Raw genomic sequence first — 17,042 nt, forward strand, 5'->3', positions numbered from 1 at the left:
CGCGGCGAAGGTCTCGCGGTACCGGTGGGATTGACGCCGGTGACCGAACGGAATTGCTTGCGGAAGTTGGCCGGATCGCTGAGGCCCACCGCGGCGGCGACGGCCGCGACCGGGAGATCGGTCGTCTGCAACAGCTCGGCGGCGCGCATCATCCGTTGCTCCTGTACCCAGGCCGCGGGCGTGGTCCGAGTTGCTTCTCGAATCGACGGTGCACCGTGCGCGGCGAGACCCCGAAACGTTCGGCCAGCGCCCGCAGGCTCGAATCCTCGGCGAGGTGGTCGGTGCACCGATCCAAGAGCCCACTCATCGAGCCGCCTGCGCGACGCTGACTTCAACCCGCTCGGGGCATAGCTCGCGGTAACCGCCGGCCGAGGTTGTCGCCGGCGGTGGTGGCCGTCGGCTAGTCGGGCGCTCGCCCGGTGATCAGCCCCGAGACGAATTCGCCTCGGGCGGCGGCGGCCAAGACCGCGCCCACGCCGTAACCTGTTTGCTCCCAGGAGAATTCCCGGGCACGGGCGCGGGCCTTCTCGCCCATGACGATGCGCGCCTCGTAGTCGGTGAGGAGTTCCCCGGCGGTCGCGGTCAGCTGCGCCGGATCGTCGACCAGGATTCCGGTCACGCCGTCGACGATGGAATCGGTCAGGCCCCTCGAGCTGCGGTAACCGATGGTGGGGACGCCGTGCTGAGCGGCCTCGATCACCGCCAGACCCCAGCCCTCCTTGCGGGACGGAAGTACCTGAACCCAAGCGCGGGACAGCAATTCGTGCTTTCGCGGCTCGTCCACGTAACCGTGGAAATCGACCGCGTCGGCGATACCCAGTTGGTGGGCATGGTTTTTCAGATTGTCGGCCCACCACCCGTCACCGATCACATCCAGACGCAGGCCGGGTAGTCGGTCGCGCAGACCGGCGACGACCGCCAGTGCATCCTCGATCTGTTTGTGCGGCACCAACCGCGACAAGACGACGATGCTCGGATGGGGGGTTCGCATCGGCTCCGCGCCGGTCGGTGCCTGCTCCGGGACCGGTTCGGCGCCGTTGCGCACCACGGCGATGCGGGTGGCGTCGACACCGAGCGAGGCCAGCTCCTCGGCGGACGGCAGCGAAACGGTCAGATACTGATTGCGCCGATGCATTCGCGGCGACAACCACGATTCGATCCACCAGCCGATCCGGCCGACCACGCGCCCGGCCACCGGCCACTGCTCGCGATGCCCGTGGTGGACCAGCACCACCGAGGGCGCGCCCGCGACGGTTCGAGCGAAGAACGGGATGCCGTTCTGAGTGTCGATCACCGCGTCCGGCCGCAGCCCGCGCAGCGGTCCGAGCCCCAGCCGGCCGGCGGCGATCGCGGCCAGCGCGCGTGGGTAGACCGTGAAGCGGCCGCCGGCGCGGCTGATCTCGATGCCGTCGATCCGCTCCCGTCGCGGTGCGCCGGGATAGTGTGCGGTCCGCAGCGTCACCTTGACCCCACGTGCGGCCAGCTGCGCCCCGACCCGCTCCAGATACCGCTCGCTGCCGCCGCCCTGCGGATGGCCGGTATCGCGCCAGCACAGCAGCAGCACCTCGCGAACCGGCGCGGCGTGGGAGACGGCAGCCCGCGTGACCTCGGAGGGCTCGCGGGGGCCGGTTTCGGGCACAACGTTCTCCAGATCGCTCACATCGGACGACAGTGGGCTCCACCATAGCGGCCGGGCGCGCCTCGGGGTCGCTACGGTGCTGCGTACACTGGCTCGGCCATGCTTCGATCCGACGGAACCGGACCGCGTCCCCGCTTCGCGCGCCGGGCCACCCTGCGCCGTTCCCTGCGCCTGCTCGGCAGTTTCCGCTTCGAGCAGACCGACCCCGCGCGGTTCTACGGCGGGATCGCCGCCGACACCGCCGATCTGATCGCGGATTTCTATCGCGACCTGACCGGACGCGACCTGACCGGCACGATCGTCGTCGATGTCGGGGGCGGCCCAGGGTACTTCGCCGACGAATTCGCGGCCGCGGGCGCCCGATATGTGCCGATCGAACCGGACCCCGCCGAAATGCACGCGGCCGGTCTCACCGTGGCCGGCGCGGTCCGCGGGTCCGGCATGGCCCTGCCCATCCGCGACGACGCCGTCGACATCTGCCTGTCGTCCAATGTCGCCGAACATGTGCCGGACCCATGGCTGATGGCCGACGAGATGCTCCGAATAACCAAACCGGGCGGTCTGATGGTGCTGTCCTACACGGTCTGGCTGGGCCCGTTCGGCGGTCACGAGACCGGCCCGTGGCATTACCTCGGTGGCGAGTTCGCGGCGCGGCGCTACACCCGCCGCACCGGGCGCGCCCCGAAGAACCGCTTCGGCACCTCCCTGTTCGCGGTCGGCGCCGCCGACGGCCTGCGCTGGGCCCGCGCGGCCGAGGAGCGAGCGCATATCCTGGCCACCTTCCCGCGCTACCACCCGCGATGGGCCTGGTGGTTGACGCGCGTTCCGGGCGTGCGGGAACTGCTGGTGAGCAACCTGGTCGTGGTCGCGGCAAAACGCCCGCTCACGCAAAAGCTCTGAGCTGCAAGCCTTTCCGTTTCCGCGCCGACCGGGCACCAGGGGTCCCGGATTCCGCCCGCTCCACAGGTGGACAACCGGGGCCGCGGCGCGGTCGTTCCGATCGCCAGCTACGCTGTCGTGGTCGGAGGAAACGGGGGGCACTGTGTCGAATTCGCAACTGCCGAACGGTCATTGCGCGGTCCGCGCGATCGGCGCGCGGACAGCGCGCCTGCCGATTCACAGCTGAGCTCCGCCGGGAGTCGGCCTCCCATCCGGTTCGTCCACCCTGCCGGCGAATCCATTCGTTTCACAATGTCGTTGTCGCACAGGAGTACCCGCAGCATGACCATGCCGCCACAGTTCCCACCACCCAGTAACCACCCGTCCGGGGGCTATCCCCCAGCGCCACAGGGGTATCCGACGGGCTACGCACCGGGCGGGCCCCCGCAGCCGAGCGACCGGCCCGCTCCGCCCCACGCCGATCTCGGTGCACCGGCCGCCCCGGCGAAACCACCGAAGACCACGCCCCGGCAATGGCTGAATCTCGCGGTACTGGTGGCGGTGCTCGGCGGCGTCGCCTGGGGATGCCACCACTTCACCCGATCCGATGCCGAAAAGGTCGAAGCGGGTCAGTGTGTCGCGGTCGGCGGCGGTCGCACCGACCCGAAGGTCGACATCACCGACTGCGCCGCCACGGCCGCCAACTACGTCGTCGCGGCCCGCCTCGACGACAGCGTCGCGAAATGCCCACAGGGCGATTACGCGAGCGTGTGGCAGACCGGCAGCGGTGGTTACACCCTCTGCTTGCAGCTCAACGTTCACCGTGGCGACTGCATTGCCAAGAGCTTCGACAACACCACGAAGGTTGCCTGCGGCGCACAAGCCACCCATCGCGTGACCGATATCCTCACCGGAACCACGAGCGACGCCGGTTGCGGTGACGAGGCGACGAGTTATCTGACCTATTCCAAGCCCGAGCCCCTGGTCGTCTGCTTGGTCAAGGCGGGCCGCTGAGCTGCGGTTATTCCAGCCACCCGCGCCGGCGGCTGCGGCGCGCGGGCTCGCTCCACGGCGGTTCCTGCATGGCAAGACCGACGGTTTCCAACGGAGTGAGGCCGACGCGGTCGGCGAGCGAACGCACCGCCGCCACCGCCTCGGCCGCCTGCAGCGCCGCCGTCGCCTGCTCGAGTGTCAAGGTCCGGCCGGGCAGAAAGGACACCACCCAGCCCCCGGTTCCGACGGACCTTGCCTGATGTGGGGTCTGATCACTGGTCATCAGCGATCGGCCGACCACTTGCACCGCCATGATTCGGACTCCCCTGCGATTGCATTTGTAAAATCGTCCGACAAACGTTTGCTCTAAGCATGCTCTGTGTTCAGGGGAAACGCAATAGTGCGTTTTGCGAAAACCGAACCGCGAGGTAGGATTTCGCGCCCTTTCCGGCGCATCACACAGCCCGGAATGTCCGCTGTGCCGAAACCGATTCGCAGGGGACGGAATCGGATCAGTTGCCGGACAGGTGAACCCGCAGCGCAGGCTGTGGATCACCCGGCGACCGCGGCGCTTCGATATCGACCTGCCAGCCGGGCGGCAAGACCGCTTGCAACCGCGCGGCGGCGCGTTGCAGCGGCGTGCTCTCCGACGGCACACCCGCCGATACCGGCGCGAAGGCGGCCGGATCGATCAACCCCGCATCAGCTAATCGCGAGATATCTGCAGCATCGAACTCGAGTTCGGTCATGCCCACACCCACCTCCCACATAACCCGACCAATTGGCCAGACAGACGGACTCCACGAGCACCAGCACGCATCCAGTTCAGCCGAGTGGTTAATTCCCCGCAACTGCGGGGAGTAACCGTGAGATGCAGAACACATCAAGAATAGGACAAGCGCGCCATAATTCCGGCGGAATCGACATGAGAAACCGCCCGCACCATCGGCAAAGATGGTGCGGGCGGCCGGTTTTCGTGCGGTCACACAGACCGGAGGTCCGTTACCGGGGAGATTGCTCAGCCCAGTCGCTGCTTGAGCGCCTCGAATTCGTCGCGCACGCCGGACGGCAGCTTGTCGCCGACGAACTCGAACCACTCCTCGATCAGCGGGATCTCCCGGCGCCACTCCTCGACGTCGACCTTCAGCGAGGCATCCACATCGGCGGGATCGACGTTCAGGCCGTCCAGGTCCAGATCCGCCGCCGTCGGCACATTGCCGATCGGGGTGGACTCGGCGTCGGCCTTACCCTCGATGCGGTTGACGATCCACTCCAGCACGCGCGAGTTCTCGCCGAAGCCGGGCCACAGGAAGCGGCCGTCCTCGCCGCGCCGGAACCAGTTGACGTAGAAGATCTTCGGCAGCTTGGTGGCGTCGGCGTTCTTGCCCAGGTTGATCCAGTGGTTCATGTAGTCACCGACGTGGTAGCCCATGAACGGCAGCATCGCCATCGGGTCGCGGCGGACATTGCCGACCTTGCCCTCGGCAGCGGCGGTCTGCTCGGACGACATCGTGGCACCCATGAAGACGCCGTGCTGCCAGTCGAACGACTCGGTCACCAGCGGGACCGTGGTCTTGCGGCGGCCACCGAACAGGATCGCCGAAATCGGCACGCCCTGCGGGTCGTCCCATTCGGGAGCCAGCGTGGGGCACTGCGACATCGGCGTGCAATAGCGCGAGTTCGGATGCGCGGCAAGGGTTTCGGTCTCCCGGAGGTACCAGTCGTTGCCCTTCCAGTCGATCAGGTGGTCGGGCTCGCCCTCCAGGCCCTCCCACCAGACATCGCCGTCGTCGGTCAGCGCGACGTTGGTGTAGACGGTGTTGCCCGCCTCCAGGGTGGCCATGGCGTTCGGGTTGGAGCTGCGGTTGGTGCCGGGGGCGACACCGAAGAAGCCGTACTCCGGGTTCACCGCGTAGAGGCGGCCGTCCTCGCCGAACCGCATCCAGGCGATGTCGTCACCCAGGGTTTCCGCGCGCCAGCCGGGCACGGTCGGCTGCAGCATCGCGAGGTTGGTCTTACCGCAGGCGCTCGGGAAGGCGGCGGCGATGTAGTAGTTCTTGTTCTCCGGCGAGATCAGCTTCAGGATCAGCATGTGCTCGGCCAGCCAGCCCTCGTCGTGGGCCATCGCCGAGGCGATGCGCAGCGAGTAGCACTTCTTGCCCAGCAGCGCGTTACCGCCGTAACCGGAGCCGTAGGACCAGATCTCGCGGTCCTCCGGGAAGTGGGTGATGTACTTGGTGTCGTTGCACGGCCACGGAACATCGGCCTGGCCCTCGGCCAGCGGCGCACCGACCGAATGCAGCGCCTTCACGAACGGGCGATCGGTGCCGAGCTTGTCCAGCGCGGCCTTGCCCATCCGGGTCATCACGCGCATCGAGACGACGACGTACTCGGAATCGGTGATCTCCACGCCCAGCTTCGGGTCCTCGGCGCCCAGCGGGCCCATGCAGAACGGCACCACGTACATGGTGCGGCCCTTCATGCTGCCGCGGTACAGCTCGGTCATGGTGGCCCGCATCTCGTCCGGATCGACCCAGTTGTTGGTCGGGCCGGCGTCGGCCTCACTGCGCGAACAGATGTAGGTGCGCGACTCCACGCGCGCGACGTCCGAGGGGTCCGACAGCGCCAGGAAGGAGTTCGGCTTCTTGTGCTCGTTGAGCTTGCGGAAGGTTCCGGCCTCGACCAGCTGCGTGGTCAGGCGATCCCACTCCTCGTCGGAGCCGTCCGCCCAGACGACCCGATCCGGCTGGGTGAGCTCTGCGACCTCCTGCACCCAGGCGAGCAGTCCGGCATGCTTGGTCGGCGCGGTGCCATCGGATCCGTGAAGACCAGGAATGGTCGCTGAGGTCATGAAAACTCTCCTGAGATGAGCGGCGGGGTAGGAAGCTGCCGAGACAGCTCTCAACACCAGGAAGGCCGCCGTTGGCTGTGGACATCCGCCCGCCTCGCCGAACAGCGCGCCCCGGCTGGGCGGCGTACGAGAACGAGACGGACACCCGGATTCCTTAAGTAAAGAGGTTAACGCGATGTGACGGTCGGTACGGAATGGGGTTGCTCACTCGGGACCCGGTCGAAACCTTCCCATCGCCACGGACCGCGCGGGTGTGCGCGGCGAGCAAACCCCGGCCACACCGATCAGTCGGTTGTCGCGGCGTCCAGGATCGCCAGATCGCGCTCGCAGGCGGCGAGCTGGGCGGGCTGTTCGGCGGCCATGCGGCGCAGTTGCCCGTCGAGCTCGGCGACCCGGCGCTCGGCCGCCACCATCCGGGCCGTGCTCGCGCGGACCACCTGCTCGGTCAGTTCGGACTCCGCCACCACCAGGGCCGTCGCCACCCGCTGCTCGAGCTGGGCCTTCACATTGACCAGGACATCGGTCACCCATTGCCGCAGATGCGCCCGATCGGCGAGATGACCGCGGGCCCGCACCACCCACCAAGCCACGCCCGCGCCGAGCGCCAGCGTGATCGGTACCGTCGCGATATCGAGGGCCGGCACCAGCGACAGCGGCGCAACGATCAGCCGGCCCAGGCCGAAACCGGCGGAGGCGCCGAGCGCGATCATCAACCGATCCTCCACACCGCGCGGCCGGCGCTCCGGATCCGGTCCCACCCGGGGCGCGGGATCGGTCGGCGGGCTCGGCTCCGGCCCGGCGGCCGGGCGCGACTCCGATTCGGCCGGGCCGCTCATCGCCTCGACCTGACGGGCCAGTTCGGCCAGCCGATGGCGGACCACGCCGTCGAGTTCGGCCGTGGCCTGATTCACCGTCGCCTGCAATCGGTCGGGATAGCCGCGCACCGAACGGCGATCCAGCCGGTCCAGATCGGCACGCGCGGTGGCGTTCACCGTCCGGACCCGCGCGCCCACCTCGTGGACGAGGTCGACCCGGGCCAATTGCAGCCGGTTGCGCAGTGACGCCAGCGCCTGGGCCCGGCCGCCATCGCGTCCGGCCAGTGCGGCGGTGCGTTCGGCGCGCACCCGGGCCACCGCCGTCCCCGACCGCAGCGCCTCGATCTGACCCAGTACCCGGGCACGGGTGTCGGCGAGCACCCGCGCGGTGACCCCGGCCGACCGCTCGGAACCGGCGCGCGCTCCCACGGCGATACTCAACTGCGCGTGCAGGGCGGCCAGGCCGGACCGGTCCAGGAGCGCGGCATCACCATTGCTCCGAGCGGCCACCGCGAGCCGCGCCGAAACCGGCAGGATCTCCGGTTCGGCGCCGAGCACATCGGCCAGCATCGCCGCATCGCGGCGCAGCACCGAACGCCAATCGGGATGGGCGTGAATTCCGTTCATGGCAAACAGGATTCGCGCGCGTCCGGAGTGCAGTCGGGCGATCGGGCCGAGCAGCGCGTTACCGACGGCGGCGCCCGGATCCAATAACACCAGCGCCACCGACGGAGCCGAGTCGGGACCGAAAACAGTTGCCGCCACCAGCGTTTCCGGCTCCGTGACCGGGTCGGTGAGGACGAGGCGCGGTTCGAAGCGGGCGAGTTCGGTCCGCAACAGGGTGGTGTTGGCATCGTCGGGACCGATGAGGATCACCGAAAACGCTTGGGCAGCACCAGCTTCGGTGGATACTCCGAAGCCCGATCCGGATCCTTCCGATGTAACGGCTCGCAGTAAGGCACCGCCTTGCGGATTCCAGCGCTCGACGACGGCCAGCACCTCGGGGTCGGCGGCCGACGGCGCGGTCACCTCCGGCGCCGGCCGTCTCGGCGCCTCACCAGCCGGCACCTCACAATCCGGCACTGCTCATCCGCTCCCACATCCGGATATATCCGTTGTGCAACCGGATCGCGGCGCGACGGGCACCGGCCGGCATTTCGCCGGCGGCGACCGCCCGCCAGCGCTGCGCGCGAACCAGGGCGTCATCGGCATCCGACGGCATCACGGCCGGGTATCCGGCCGCCAGGTGGCGCACCTCGGGACAGGCCAGGCCGGCCCGCAACGCGATCCGCAGCGCCTCGTCACCGGCGAGGTAATCCTCGATCAGATCGCGTGCACGTCCGCCGTCCCCACGCGGAACCGCCCGCGCGGCGATCCGGCCCAGCTCGTCGAGCAGTTCACCACCCCGCAGGGCCGCGATCTGCTCGTAGCGCTGATGTAGCCGGGCGTGCACCGGATCGATCCCGGTGGCCGCGTGCAACAACTGCAGCAACTGCTGCGGGCCGAGTCCGGGGTCGTGCCGCAGCGCGACCAGCGCACAAGCGACACCGTGCAAGCCCCACCGATCCAGCACCGCCCGGCGCTCGGCCACATCCGGACCGGCCGCCGCGTCGACGAACAGGTCCGGCGACAACGTCAAGGCGGTCGCGTTGCCGGCCGCGTGGCGGCGCAGCGTGCGCAGATCGTCGTCGCTCGGCGTCCCGGCGCGGGTGTGCACGGCCAGCTCGGCGACCACCGGCGCGACCGGCATGCTCAGCCCGTGCGCGGCCTGATCGGCCGCCGCCACCGCATCGGCCCAGCGCGAACCCACGGCATCGGCCTTGTTCAGCACGACCAGAGTGTTGTCCGGACGCAGCGATTCGAGGACGCGGCGATCGGCAGCCTGCAGCGAACCGGCCAGCACGTAGACGACCAGATCGGCATCGAGTACCGGATCGGACACACCCGGCTGATCGACCGGCGTGGTCTCCTCCGCCGACATCAGGGCCAACGCCCGCAGCAGAGTGGATTTTCCGGCGCCCGCCCGGCCGGTCACCTGGATCCGCAGCGGCCGCCGGAAACGTTGCGCGGCCGTGGCCAACTGGTCGGCGATGCGCCGGTCGGATTCGGCGCCGATGCGCACGGTGGCGATGAGCTGCTCGAGTTCCGGTGCGGGCCCGCCGTATTGTTCGTTCGCGAACCCCGGCGACATGCTGGTTGCGGTGGCTCTCGACACGGCTGATACCCCCTTCCGGCGGCAAATTCTGTCAGAAGCCGGCCCGTTTGTCGGCATCGGCCACGGATTTCAACGGGCCCGCCGATCATCGTTGCGCCGCACCGAATGTGCAATCGATCACATGAATCCGCTTGCCCGAGGCCGCTATCGGCGACAACGCTGCCGACGACCGCCGTTGCCGCAGGTGGGCGGCGAATACTCCCGGAATTGGGAATGTTGCCGGTGCCGGGTTGGTTGCGCTTGTGGCACAGCACAATTCGATCGTGGTGAAGCAACGGGTCACGGATCCGATCACCTACGCTGTAGCCGCCGGCCGCATCGCCGGCGCGCGGCCACGGCGGTGTGGATCCCGGTTCGCCGGATGCCGTCATGCACCGGCCCCGCGGATCCGAAGGAGGTTGCGATGAGCGTCAGCGTCGACGTCATCGGTAACGACGGCCCCGCCGCCGTCACACCGAAGCAGGAGCGGCCGCTGCCGCCGTCCCAGGACCCCTTCTATCGTCCGCCCGCCGACCTGGCCGCCCACGCCCCCGGCGCCGTGCTGCGCAGCCGGCCCGTCCGGATCGCGCTGCTGGGTCTGATTCCGCAGCGGGTGACCGCGTGGCAACTGCTGTATCGCAGCAACGACCTGCACGGACAGGCCGAAGCCGCGGTGACCACCGTGCTGTTACCGGACGGCGCCGATCCGGCCGAACCGCGCCCGCTGCTGGCGTTCCAATCGGCCATCGATGCCGTCACCGAGCGGTGCACCCCGTCCTACGCCCTGCGCCACGGGGCGATCGTGCCCGGTTCCATCACGCAGCTGGAATGGCTGCTGATCGCGAACGCGCTGCGTCGCGGCTGGGCGGTCGGCATCGCCGATCACGAGGGACCCGACGGCCGGTTCGGCGCGCCGCGCGAACCCGGCTACCGGGGGCTGGACGGCATCCGCGCGGCCCTGCACTTCGGCCCGCTCGGCCTCGGCGCGGACACACCCGTGGTGGTGTGGGGTTATTCCGGTGGCGGGATGGCCGGCTCGTGGCTGATCGAGATGGCCCCGACCTACGCGCCGGAGCTGGCCATCGCCGGGGCCGTGCTGGGCGCTCCGGTCGGCGATCCGGGCGAGGTGTTCATCCGGCTCAACGGCGGTCGGTACGCGGGGTTCCCGGCGATCGTGATCGCGGCTCTGCGCCAGGTCTATCCGGTGCTGGGCGAGGTGCTCGACGGCCGGATCAGCGCGGCCGGCGAGCGGTTGCTGGAACGCGCGGCGCAGCTGCCGCCGATCGTGGCGCTGGCCCGGCTGGCCGGCCAGGACGTGAGCAAGTATCTGGATCAGCCGCTGGAACAGGTGCTGAGCACGCCCGCCATGTGCGCGATGTTCGACGACATGCGACTGGGACAGCACACGCCGCGCTGCCCGGTGCTGGTCGTCCAGCCCCTGCACGACCGGATCATCGACGTCTCGTGCATCGACGCGCAGGTCGAGCGCTATCGCAGCGGCGGCGCGGTGGTCGGCTACCTCCGCGACCGGCTCAGTGACCATTTCTCGCTGTTACCGCTGGCCACCCCGCTGAGTCTGGACTGGCTCGCCGATCGCATCGCCGGCCGGCCGGTCACCGAGACCGACACCCGGACCGTCTGGTCGGTGGCGGCCACACCCGCCCGCTGGCGCGGACTGCTCGACATGGCCGGAACCGCGGGCCGGGTGATCCTGGGTCTGCCGCTGGGCAAGCAGAGCGAACCGCAACTCCCGGATGCCCAGCCCCTGGCCGCCTGACCGGGTCGAAGCCACCGCCGAGCAACCGCAGCGGACCCCGGTGATACCGCCTGAGCCGGGCTTTCTGCCGTTGGCGCGCCTCGATTGCGGCGCTGATCATCGGATACTGGACAATGGACGCCGTGAACGACGCCGCGAAGCACACCGCCGGAAGCGACGGGGCCGGAGGCGGCAGCGTGCGTAACCACGCAGGCCCCCGCGAACGGCGCGAGGACTCAGCCGGAAGCGACGGGGCCGGAGGCGGCAGCGTGCGTAACCACGCAGCCCCCCGCGAACGGCGCATCGACGCCGCCGGAAGCGACGGGGCCGGAGGCGGCAGCACTGCGCCCGAGCGCGAGCCCTCCCGCCTGTATCCGCGGGTGACCAGCTTTCGATCGCGCCGCGGCGCGCTGACCGCGACTCAGCAGCAATCCTGGGAGCGCATGTGGCCGCGGATCGGGCGCGAGGTGAGCGACGAACCGCTCGACGCCGCCGCCTGGTTCGGCCGGACCGCGCCGCTGATCATCGAGATCGGCTGCGGCACCGGCACCGCGACCGCCGCGATGGCCCAGGCCGAACCGGATTTCGACCTGATCGGCATCGAGGTCTACAAGCCCGGTCTGGCCCAGCTCGTGCAGCGGATCGAGCGCGAGGGCATCGAGAACATCCGGCTGCTGCGCGGCGATGCGGTGGATGTCCTCGAACACATGATTGCCGAGAATTCGCTAGCTGGCGTGCGGGTGTTTTTCCCGGATCCCTGGCCCAAGGCCAGACACCACAAGCGCCGGCTGTTGCAGCCGGCCACGATGGCGTTGATCGCCAGCCGCCTGCAGTCGGGCGGAATTCTGCACGTGGCCACCGACCATGCCGGCTATGCCGAACATATCGCCGAGGTGGGCGCGGCAGAACCGCAGCTCGTGGGCCTCAACGAGGCGACCGGCGGCGATCCGGACCATCCCCGCACCGAAACGGTGATCGGCCTCGAACGCCCGGTGACGAAGTTCGAGAGCAAGGCACATCGCGCCGGAAGCGCGATCACCGAATTCATTTGGGGGAAGATCTAGGTATGAGTCCGACGGAGATGGCCCAGGCCGCCGATGAGGTTGCCGGAATGGTGCACGGCAGCGATTCGGAGCCCACGACCCCGGTCGCCGAGCCCAGCGGGGTGCGGCGCGTGCTGCTGGTGTGGGATGCGCCGAACCTCGATATGGGCTTGGGGGCCATCCTCGGCGGCCGTCCGACCGCGGCCTATCGCCCGCGTTTCGACGCGCTCGGCCGCTGGCTGCTGGCCCGCACGGCGGAGCTGTCGGCCGGCAGCACACAACGCATCGAGCCGGAGGCCACGGTCTTCACCAATATCGCCCCGGGCACGGCCGACGTGGTGCGGCCATGGGTCGAGGCGCTGCGCAACGTCGGCTATGCCGTCTTCGCCAAACCGAAGATCGACGAGGATTCCGACGTCGACAGCGACATGCTGGCACATATTCAGTTACGTCGCCGTGGCGCGGGACTGGCCGGGATCATGGTGGCCTCCGCGGACGGTCAGGCGTTCCGTGAACCGCTCGAGGAGGTCGCCGCCACCGGGGTTCCGGTCCAGGTGCTCGGATTCCGCGAGCACGCGAGTTGGGCGGTGACGTCCGATATCCTCGACTTCGTCGACCTCGAGGACATCCCGGGCGTGTTCCGTGAACCGCTGCCCCGGGTCAGCCTCGACTCGCTGCCCGACGAGGGAGCCTGGCTGCAGCCCTTCCGGCCGCTGTCCGCGCTGCTCACCTCCCGCCCCGCTCAAGGAGTCGCTTAGTGTTCACCCGCTGGGGCGAGCTGGTCCACAAGTTCCGCTACACCGTGCTGGGTGTAGCGGTGGCCGCACTTCTCGCCCTGGGGGCGTACGGATTCGGTCTGGAAAACCATCTGAGCTCCAGCGGCTGGTTCGATCCCGGTGCGGAGTCCTCGCAGGCCGCCGTGCTCAAGGACGAGGTCTACGGCCGCGACCACATGTCCGATGTGATCGTCCTCTATACCGCTCCGGACGGTAAGACCATCGACGATCCGGAGTTCGGCCGCAAGATCACCGAGAATCTGAACAGCCTGCCCAAGGATCATCCGGACCAGATCGCGAAGGTCAACGTCGCCTACTGGAAGACCGATACCGGCGATTGGAGCGCCTCGGCCACCGGTAGTAAGGACAAGAAGTACGCGTTCGCGTCCGTCGCCATCAAGGGTGACGACGACACGAGCACGATGAACAACTACCGCGCGGTCAAGGACGCCTTCTACATCCCCGGCGTGGATGTGCAGCTGGCGGGCATGCAGCCGGTCGCGGGCACGTTGAACGACACCATCGCCTCCGATCAGAAGCGCATGGAGATCCTGGCCATTCCGGCCGTCGCGATCCTGCTGTTCTTCATCTTCGGCGGTATCGTCGCCGCCGCGCTGCCGCTGATCATCGGCGGGCTGACCGTCCTCGGCGCCAACGGCATCGTCATGGCGATCACCCACGTCACCGAGGTGAACTCGTTCGTCGGGGCCGTGGTGTCGATGATCGGCTTGGGCTTGGCGATCGACTACGGCTTGTTCATAGTCAGCCGTTTCCGCGAGGAGCTGGCCGAGGGTTACACCACCCGCCAGGCCGTCCGCCGATCGGTGATGACCGCCGGACGCACGGTCACCTTCTCCGCGACCATGATCATCGCGGCCAGCGCCGGCATGCTGCTGTTCCCGCAGGGCTTCCTGAAGTCGGTCGCCTACGGCACCATCGCGACCGTGCTGCTGGCCGCGGTGGCCTCGCTCACCATCCTGCCCGCCCTGCTGTCGATCCTCGGGCCGCGGGTGGATGCGCTGGGACTCAAGCGGTTCCGCAAGACCAAGACGGCCGAGGAAGTCGAGAACGGATTCTGGGGCCGCACCACCCAGTGGGTGATGAAGCATCCGCTGAAGGTGGCGGTGCCGCTGTGCATCGTCCTGCTGCTGCTGATCATCCCGGTGAAGAACCTGAAGTTCGGCGGGATCAGCGAAACCTATCTGCCGCCGGACAATCCGACCCGCATGGCGCAGGAGAAGTTCGACGAGATCTTCCCGCTGCGCCAGACCGACCCGATTCAGCTGGTCATCACCACCCAGAACACCAGCGAGATCAAGGCCATCCTCGACGAGGCCAGTGGCGCCCCGGGACTCACCGACCCCTTCGGCACGCCCGGCATCCCGCCGAACGGCTCCGACGTCTGGGTGTCCGAGGCGACGACGGCGCCGGACGCGAACATCGAGGACACGATCGCCTATCTGCGCTCGATCCACGTGCCCGACGATGTGGATCTGATGGTCGGCGGCCAGCCGGTCCTGATGCAGGACAGCATCGATTCGCTGCTGGATCGGATGCCGTTGATGATCGTGCTGGTCGTCTTCGTGACGACCCTGCTGATGTTCCTGACCTTCGGTTCGCTGGTGCTGCCGATCAAGGCGGCGTTGATGAGCGCCCTGGGCCTCGGCTCCACACTCGGCATCCTGACCTGGATCTTCGTCGACGGCCACGGCGCCGGCCTGCTCAATTTCACGCCGCAACCGATCATGTCGCCGGTTCTGGTGCTGATCATGGCGGTGATCTACGGTCTGTCCACCGACTACGAGGTCTTCCTGCTCTCCCGGATGGTCGAGGCCCGCGCCCAGGGCGCGAGTACGACGGAGGCGGTGCGCACCGGTACCGCGCAGACGGGCCGCATCATCACCGCGGCCGCGCTGATCCTGCTGGTCGTGGTCGGCGCGTTCGCCTTCTCCGATCTGGTGATGATGCAGTACATCGCGTACGGCATGATGGCCGCGCTGTTCATCGACGCCACCGTGCTGCGCATGCTGCTGGTGCCGGCGACGATGAAACTGCTGGGCGACGACTGCTGGTGGGCCCCGGCCTGGATGAAGCGGATTCAGCAGCGCATCGGTCTGGGTGAACCGATCCTCGACGACGAGCGGCCGGGCACCGGGGAGGTCGTGGACCTGGTCAAGACAACCCCGGTCACCGATCCGGTCACCATGCAACTGCCGCAGCTGCCGGACGGGACCACCAAGGGGCCGCGGAAACCGCGCCGGCTGAAATTCCTGCGCGTCGATCCCGAGGCGCCGACCGAGCAGCTGGATCGGATCGATCCGGAGGTCCTCGCGGCCGCCGCTGCGGCCGCCGCCGAGAAAGGCTCCTCCGGAGCTCGCGCGGTGAGCTCGACCACGTCGGGGAAGAGTTCGGACCAGTCTTCCTCGAAGGCCTCGAAGCCTGCCAAGGCGGATTCGACCGACAAGGGCTCGAGAGGCACCGCCTCCAAAGACACCGGCTCGAAAGACACCGCCCCGAAAGACACCGCCCCGAAAGACACCGCCTCGAAGAACATCGGCTCCACGAGTGCCGACCCCGAAGCGGGGACTCCGGACTCGGCCGGCGCCGATTCCGCCGCCTCCGCACCGGCCAAGCGAAAGGGCTTCTTCCGCAAATCCCGTTCCGGCGCAGATGCGCCGACGGCCGATTCGGGCAAGTCCCGCTCCGGCAAACGGGACGCGGCAGCTGCGGACGAATCGGCAACCACCGCGACCGCGAGCGATGCGGGCGACGACTCGGCCGCGTCGAGCGCGTCGCCGTCCGCCCCGCCCACCGCGCAACCGTCAAACCCGCCGCAAACGCCTGGCATCCGGTCCGCTCGCGTGCTGCCCCCGCCTGCGCGGCCGCAGCCTCCCTACAGCGGCGGCCCCGCGGCCGGCGATGTCCGCGATACCGGAGTGATCGGCGGGTCCGCGTTCGTCGACCCCGCGCACGCGGCCGATACCCCGGACAGCCATCCGGTCGACAACGGCCCGACGGGACCGGCCGCGACGTTCGACGCCTTCGGTGAGCACCCGGCCGACGACCACGGACAGCAGCCGGACTTCGGCGCCGGGAAGCCGGCCGGTTCGATCGATGCGCAGCGCCCCGGCGGAACCGGCCCGGACGAGCGCCGAGCGGCGCCGACCCCGCCGACGGTGTCGCTGCCGAACTCCGACCCCACGGCGCCCGCCCGGAACCCGATCCGTCCGCCCCAGGTGGTTCGTCCCGGCATGCCGCCGCGCACGGTGCCCGGCCCCGATACCGCGCCGGATGCCACCGACTCGGTCCCGCCCACCGCACCGGTCGGGACCACTCCGCGCGTGCTGCCGCCGAAACCGTCGAAGGTGCCGCCGCATCCGTCGGTTCGCGCGCAGCTGTATCGCCCGGACGCCCCGCCGTATCACCCGGGCGAGGCCGCGCCGAGCGGCCAGGACCCGACCTCGGCTGCGGCCCGACCGGCTACCGAACCCGGCGCGCAGTCACCACGTCCCGCCGACCGCTCGCAGTGGGTCGCGCCGGGTGAGCGGCCGTCCGCCGCCGAACCGTCGCGTAGCGTTCCCGGCGGCCCCTCGAATCCGCCCGCCGATATTCGGGGATTCGACGGAAAGGGCAGTGCCGCAAAGGAATTCCGGACTCCGGGCGCAACCCGGGCCGATCTGTGGCAGGCCTCGGCAGGCGATCCGCAGTCGCCGACGGCTCGCGGCCCGCGCGAACCTGCTTCCCGCGACCAATTCCCGCCCGCACGCCCGGACGAGCGGCACCATGCGACCCCGGGAAGCGAGCAAACGCCCATGTCCGGCCGGACCGAGCAGGGGCCGGGTCCGCACGGGCAGGCACCGTCGGCCCATCGACCGGGCGAAGTCCGGCCGGTTCCCGCTCCGCACGGCCAACCGCCTGCCGCGCCGGGCGGTCGCGCATCGTCGCTGCCGGGCCCGGCCGAATCGACGCCCGGCTCCCCCGGACACGGGAGCGGCGGGACAGCCGAGCCGCGGACAGATCCCGCCGAGCCAGGGCGAACCGAGACGAGCGGCACCCGGCTCCGAACCGACACCGCCGGCACGCCCGGCGGTGTCGG

The 17,042-nt window shown here is 69.4% G+C and carries 11 protein-coding genes and 3 pseudogenes; 7 read left to right on the forward strand and 7 right to left on the reverse strand.

Annotation, left to right across the window (positions count from 1 at the left end):
- Window positions 1-29 precede the first annotated feature (29 nt).
- Together ON37_RS34770 and ON37_RS25330 are read right to left on the reverse strand one after the other, a co-directional pair.
- Window positions 30-287 (reverse strand): annotated as a pseudogene (locus ON37_RS34770) (helix-turn-helix domain-containing protein); the annotation flags it as partial.
- 113 nt (window positions 288-400) lie between these two features.
- Window positions 401-1,564: a glycosyltransferase family 4 protein gene (locus ON37_RS25330; protein ID WP_040722850.1), complete on the reverse strand. Its 1,164-nt coding sequence runs from the start codon at window positions 1,562-1,564 to the stop codon at window positions 401-403.
- A gap of 174 nt (window positions 1,565-1,738) precedes the next feature.
- Here ON37_RS25330 and ON37_RS25335 point away from each other — a divergent pair, with 174 nt between their 5' ends.
- Together ON37_RS25335 and ON37_RS31190 are read left to right on the forward strand one after the other, a co-directional pair.
- Window positions 1,739-2,539: a class I SAM-dependent methyltransferase gene (locus tag ON37_RS25335; RefSeq protein WP_051032024.1), complete on the forward strand. Its 801-nt coding sequence runs from the start codon at window positions 1,739-1,741 to the stop codon at window positions 2,537-2,539.
- A gap of 321 nt (window positions 2,540-2,860) precedes the next feature.
- Window positions 2,861-3,532 carry an LppU/SCO3897 family protein gene (locus ON37_RS31190; protein ID WP_083893271.1) on the forward strand — a complete coding sequence of 224 codons (672 nt, stop codon included), beginning with the start codon at window positions 2,861-2,863 and terminating at the stop codon, window positions 3,530-3,532.
- A 7-nt stretch (window positions 3,533-3,539) separates the two neighbouring features.
- Here the strand turns inward: ON37_RS31190 and ON37_RS25345 are convergent, their stop codons facing one another.
- From ON37_RS25345 to ON37_RS25365, 5 genes are all read right to left on the reverse strand, one after another.
- Entirely contained in the window at window positions 3,540-3,824 is a 285-nt protein-coding gene (locus tag ON37_RS25345) for a hypothetical protein (RefSeq protein ID WP_040722834.1), read from the reverse strand.
- A gap of 199 nt (window positions 3,825-4,023) precedes the next feature.
- On the reverse strand, window positions 4,024-4,260 hold the full coding sequence (locus tag ON37_RS25350) for a hypothetical protein (protein ID WP_157171585.1): 237 nt from the start codon (window positions 4,258-4,260) through the stop codon (window positions 4,024-4,026).
- Window positions 4,261-4,529: 269 nt separating this feature from the next.
- A complete protein-coding gene (locus ON37_RS25355) occupies window positions 4,530-6,362 on the reverse strand; it encodes a phosphoenolpyruvate carboxykinase (GTP) (RefSeq protein ID WP_040722835.1) in 1,833 nt (610 codons plus the stop codon).
- Window positions 6,363-6,646: 284 nt separating this feature from the next.
- Window positions 6,647-8,206 (reverse strand): hypothetical protein, encoded by a 1,560-nt coding sequence (locus tag ON37_RS25360; RefSeq protein ID WP_085997396.1) that lies wholly within the window; start codon window positions 8,204-8,206, stop codon window positions 6,647-6,649.
- A 40-nt stretch (window positions 8,207-8,246) separates the two neighbouring features.
- Window positions 8,247-9,392: a P-loop NTPase family protein gene (locus tag ON37_RS25365; protein ID WP_245553452.1), complete on the reverse strand. Its 1,146-nt coding sequence runs from the start codon at window positions 9,390-9,392 to the stop codon at window positions 8,247-8,249.
- Window positions 9,393-9,795: 403 nt separating this feature from the next.
- Here ON37_RS25365 and ON37_RS25370 point away from each other — a divergent pair, with 403 nt between their 5' ends.
- From ON37_RS25370 to ON37_RS34850, 5 genes and pseudogenes are all read left to right on the forward strand, one after another.
- Entirely contained in the window at window positions 9,796-11,148 is a 1,353-nt protein-coding gene (locus ON37_RS25370) for a lipase family protein (protein WP_040722839.1), read from the forward strand.
- A 176-nt stretch (window positions 11,149-11,324) separates the two neighbouring features.
- Window positions 11,325-12,191, forward strand: coding sequence for a tRNA (guanosine(46)-N7)-methyltransferase TrmB (trmB, locus tag ON37_RS25375; protein ID WP_373282086.1), 867 nt, complete (start codon window positions 11,325-11,327; stop codon window positions 12,189-12,191).
- A 47-nt stretch (window positions 12,192-12,238) separates the two neighbouring features.
- Window positions 12,239-12,928, forward strand: a complete 690-nt coding sequence (locus ON37_RS25380) for an NYN domain-containing protein (RefSeq protein ID WP_040722856.1) — start codon at window positions 12,239-12,241, stop codon at window positions 12,926-12,928.
- Window positions 12,928-15,886: pseudogene (locus tag ON37_RS34335) on the forward strand (MMPL family transporter). The gene ON37_RS25380 and the pseudogene ON37_RS34335 overlap by 1 nt, the downstream one beginning before the upstream one ends.
- Window positions 15,883-17,042, forward strand: a pseudogene (locus ON37_RS34850) (hypothetical protein); the annotation flags it as partial. The pseudogenes ON37_RS34335 and ON37_RS34850, both read left to right, overlap by 4 nt.

Source organism: Nocardia veterana NBRC 100344 (genome assembly GCF_000308855.1).
Classification (GTDB): Bacteria; Actinomycetota; Actinomycetes; order Mycobacteriales; family Mycobacteriaceae; genus Nocardia; species Nocardia veterana.

Excerpts from the sequence above, each read along its gene's own strand:
- ON37_RS25335 (WP_051032024.1), top strand. The coding sequence starts at position 1,739 with ATGCTTCGATCCGACGGAACCGGACCGCGTCCCCGCTTCGCGCGCCGG.
- ON37_RS31190 (WP_083893271.1), top strand. The coding sequence starts at position 2,861 with ATGACCATGCCGCCACAGTTCCCACCACCCAGTAACCACCCGTCCGGG.
- ON37_RS25345 (WP_040722834.1), bottom strand. The coding sequence starts at position 3,824 with ATGGCGGTGCAAGTGGTCGGCCGATCGCTGATGACCAGTGATCAGACC.
- ON37_RS25350 (WP_157171585.1), bottom strand. The coding sequence starts at position 4,260 with ATGACCGAACTCGAGTTCGATGCTGCAGATATCTCGCGATTAGCTGAT.
- ON37_RS25355 (WP_040722835.1), bottom strand. The coding sequence starts at position 6,362 with ATGACCTCAGCGACCATTCCTGGTCTTCACGGATCCGATGGCACCGCG.
- ON37_RS25370 (WP_040722839.1), top strand. The coding sequence starts at position 9,796 with ATGAGCGTCAGCGTCGACGTCATCGGTAACGACGGCCCCGCCGCCGTC.
- ON37_RS25380 (WP_040722856.1), top strand. The coding sequence starts at position 12,239 with ATGGTGCACGGCAGCGATTCGGAGCCCACGACCCCGGTCGCCGAGCCC.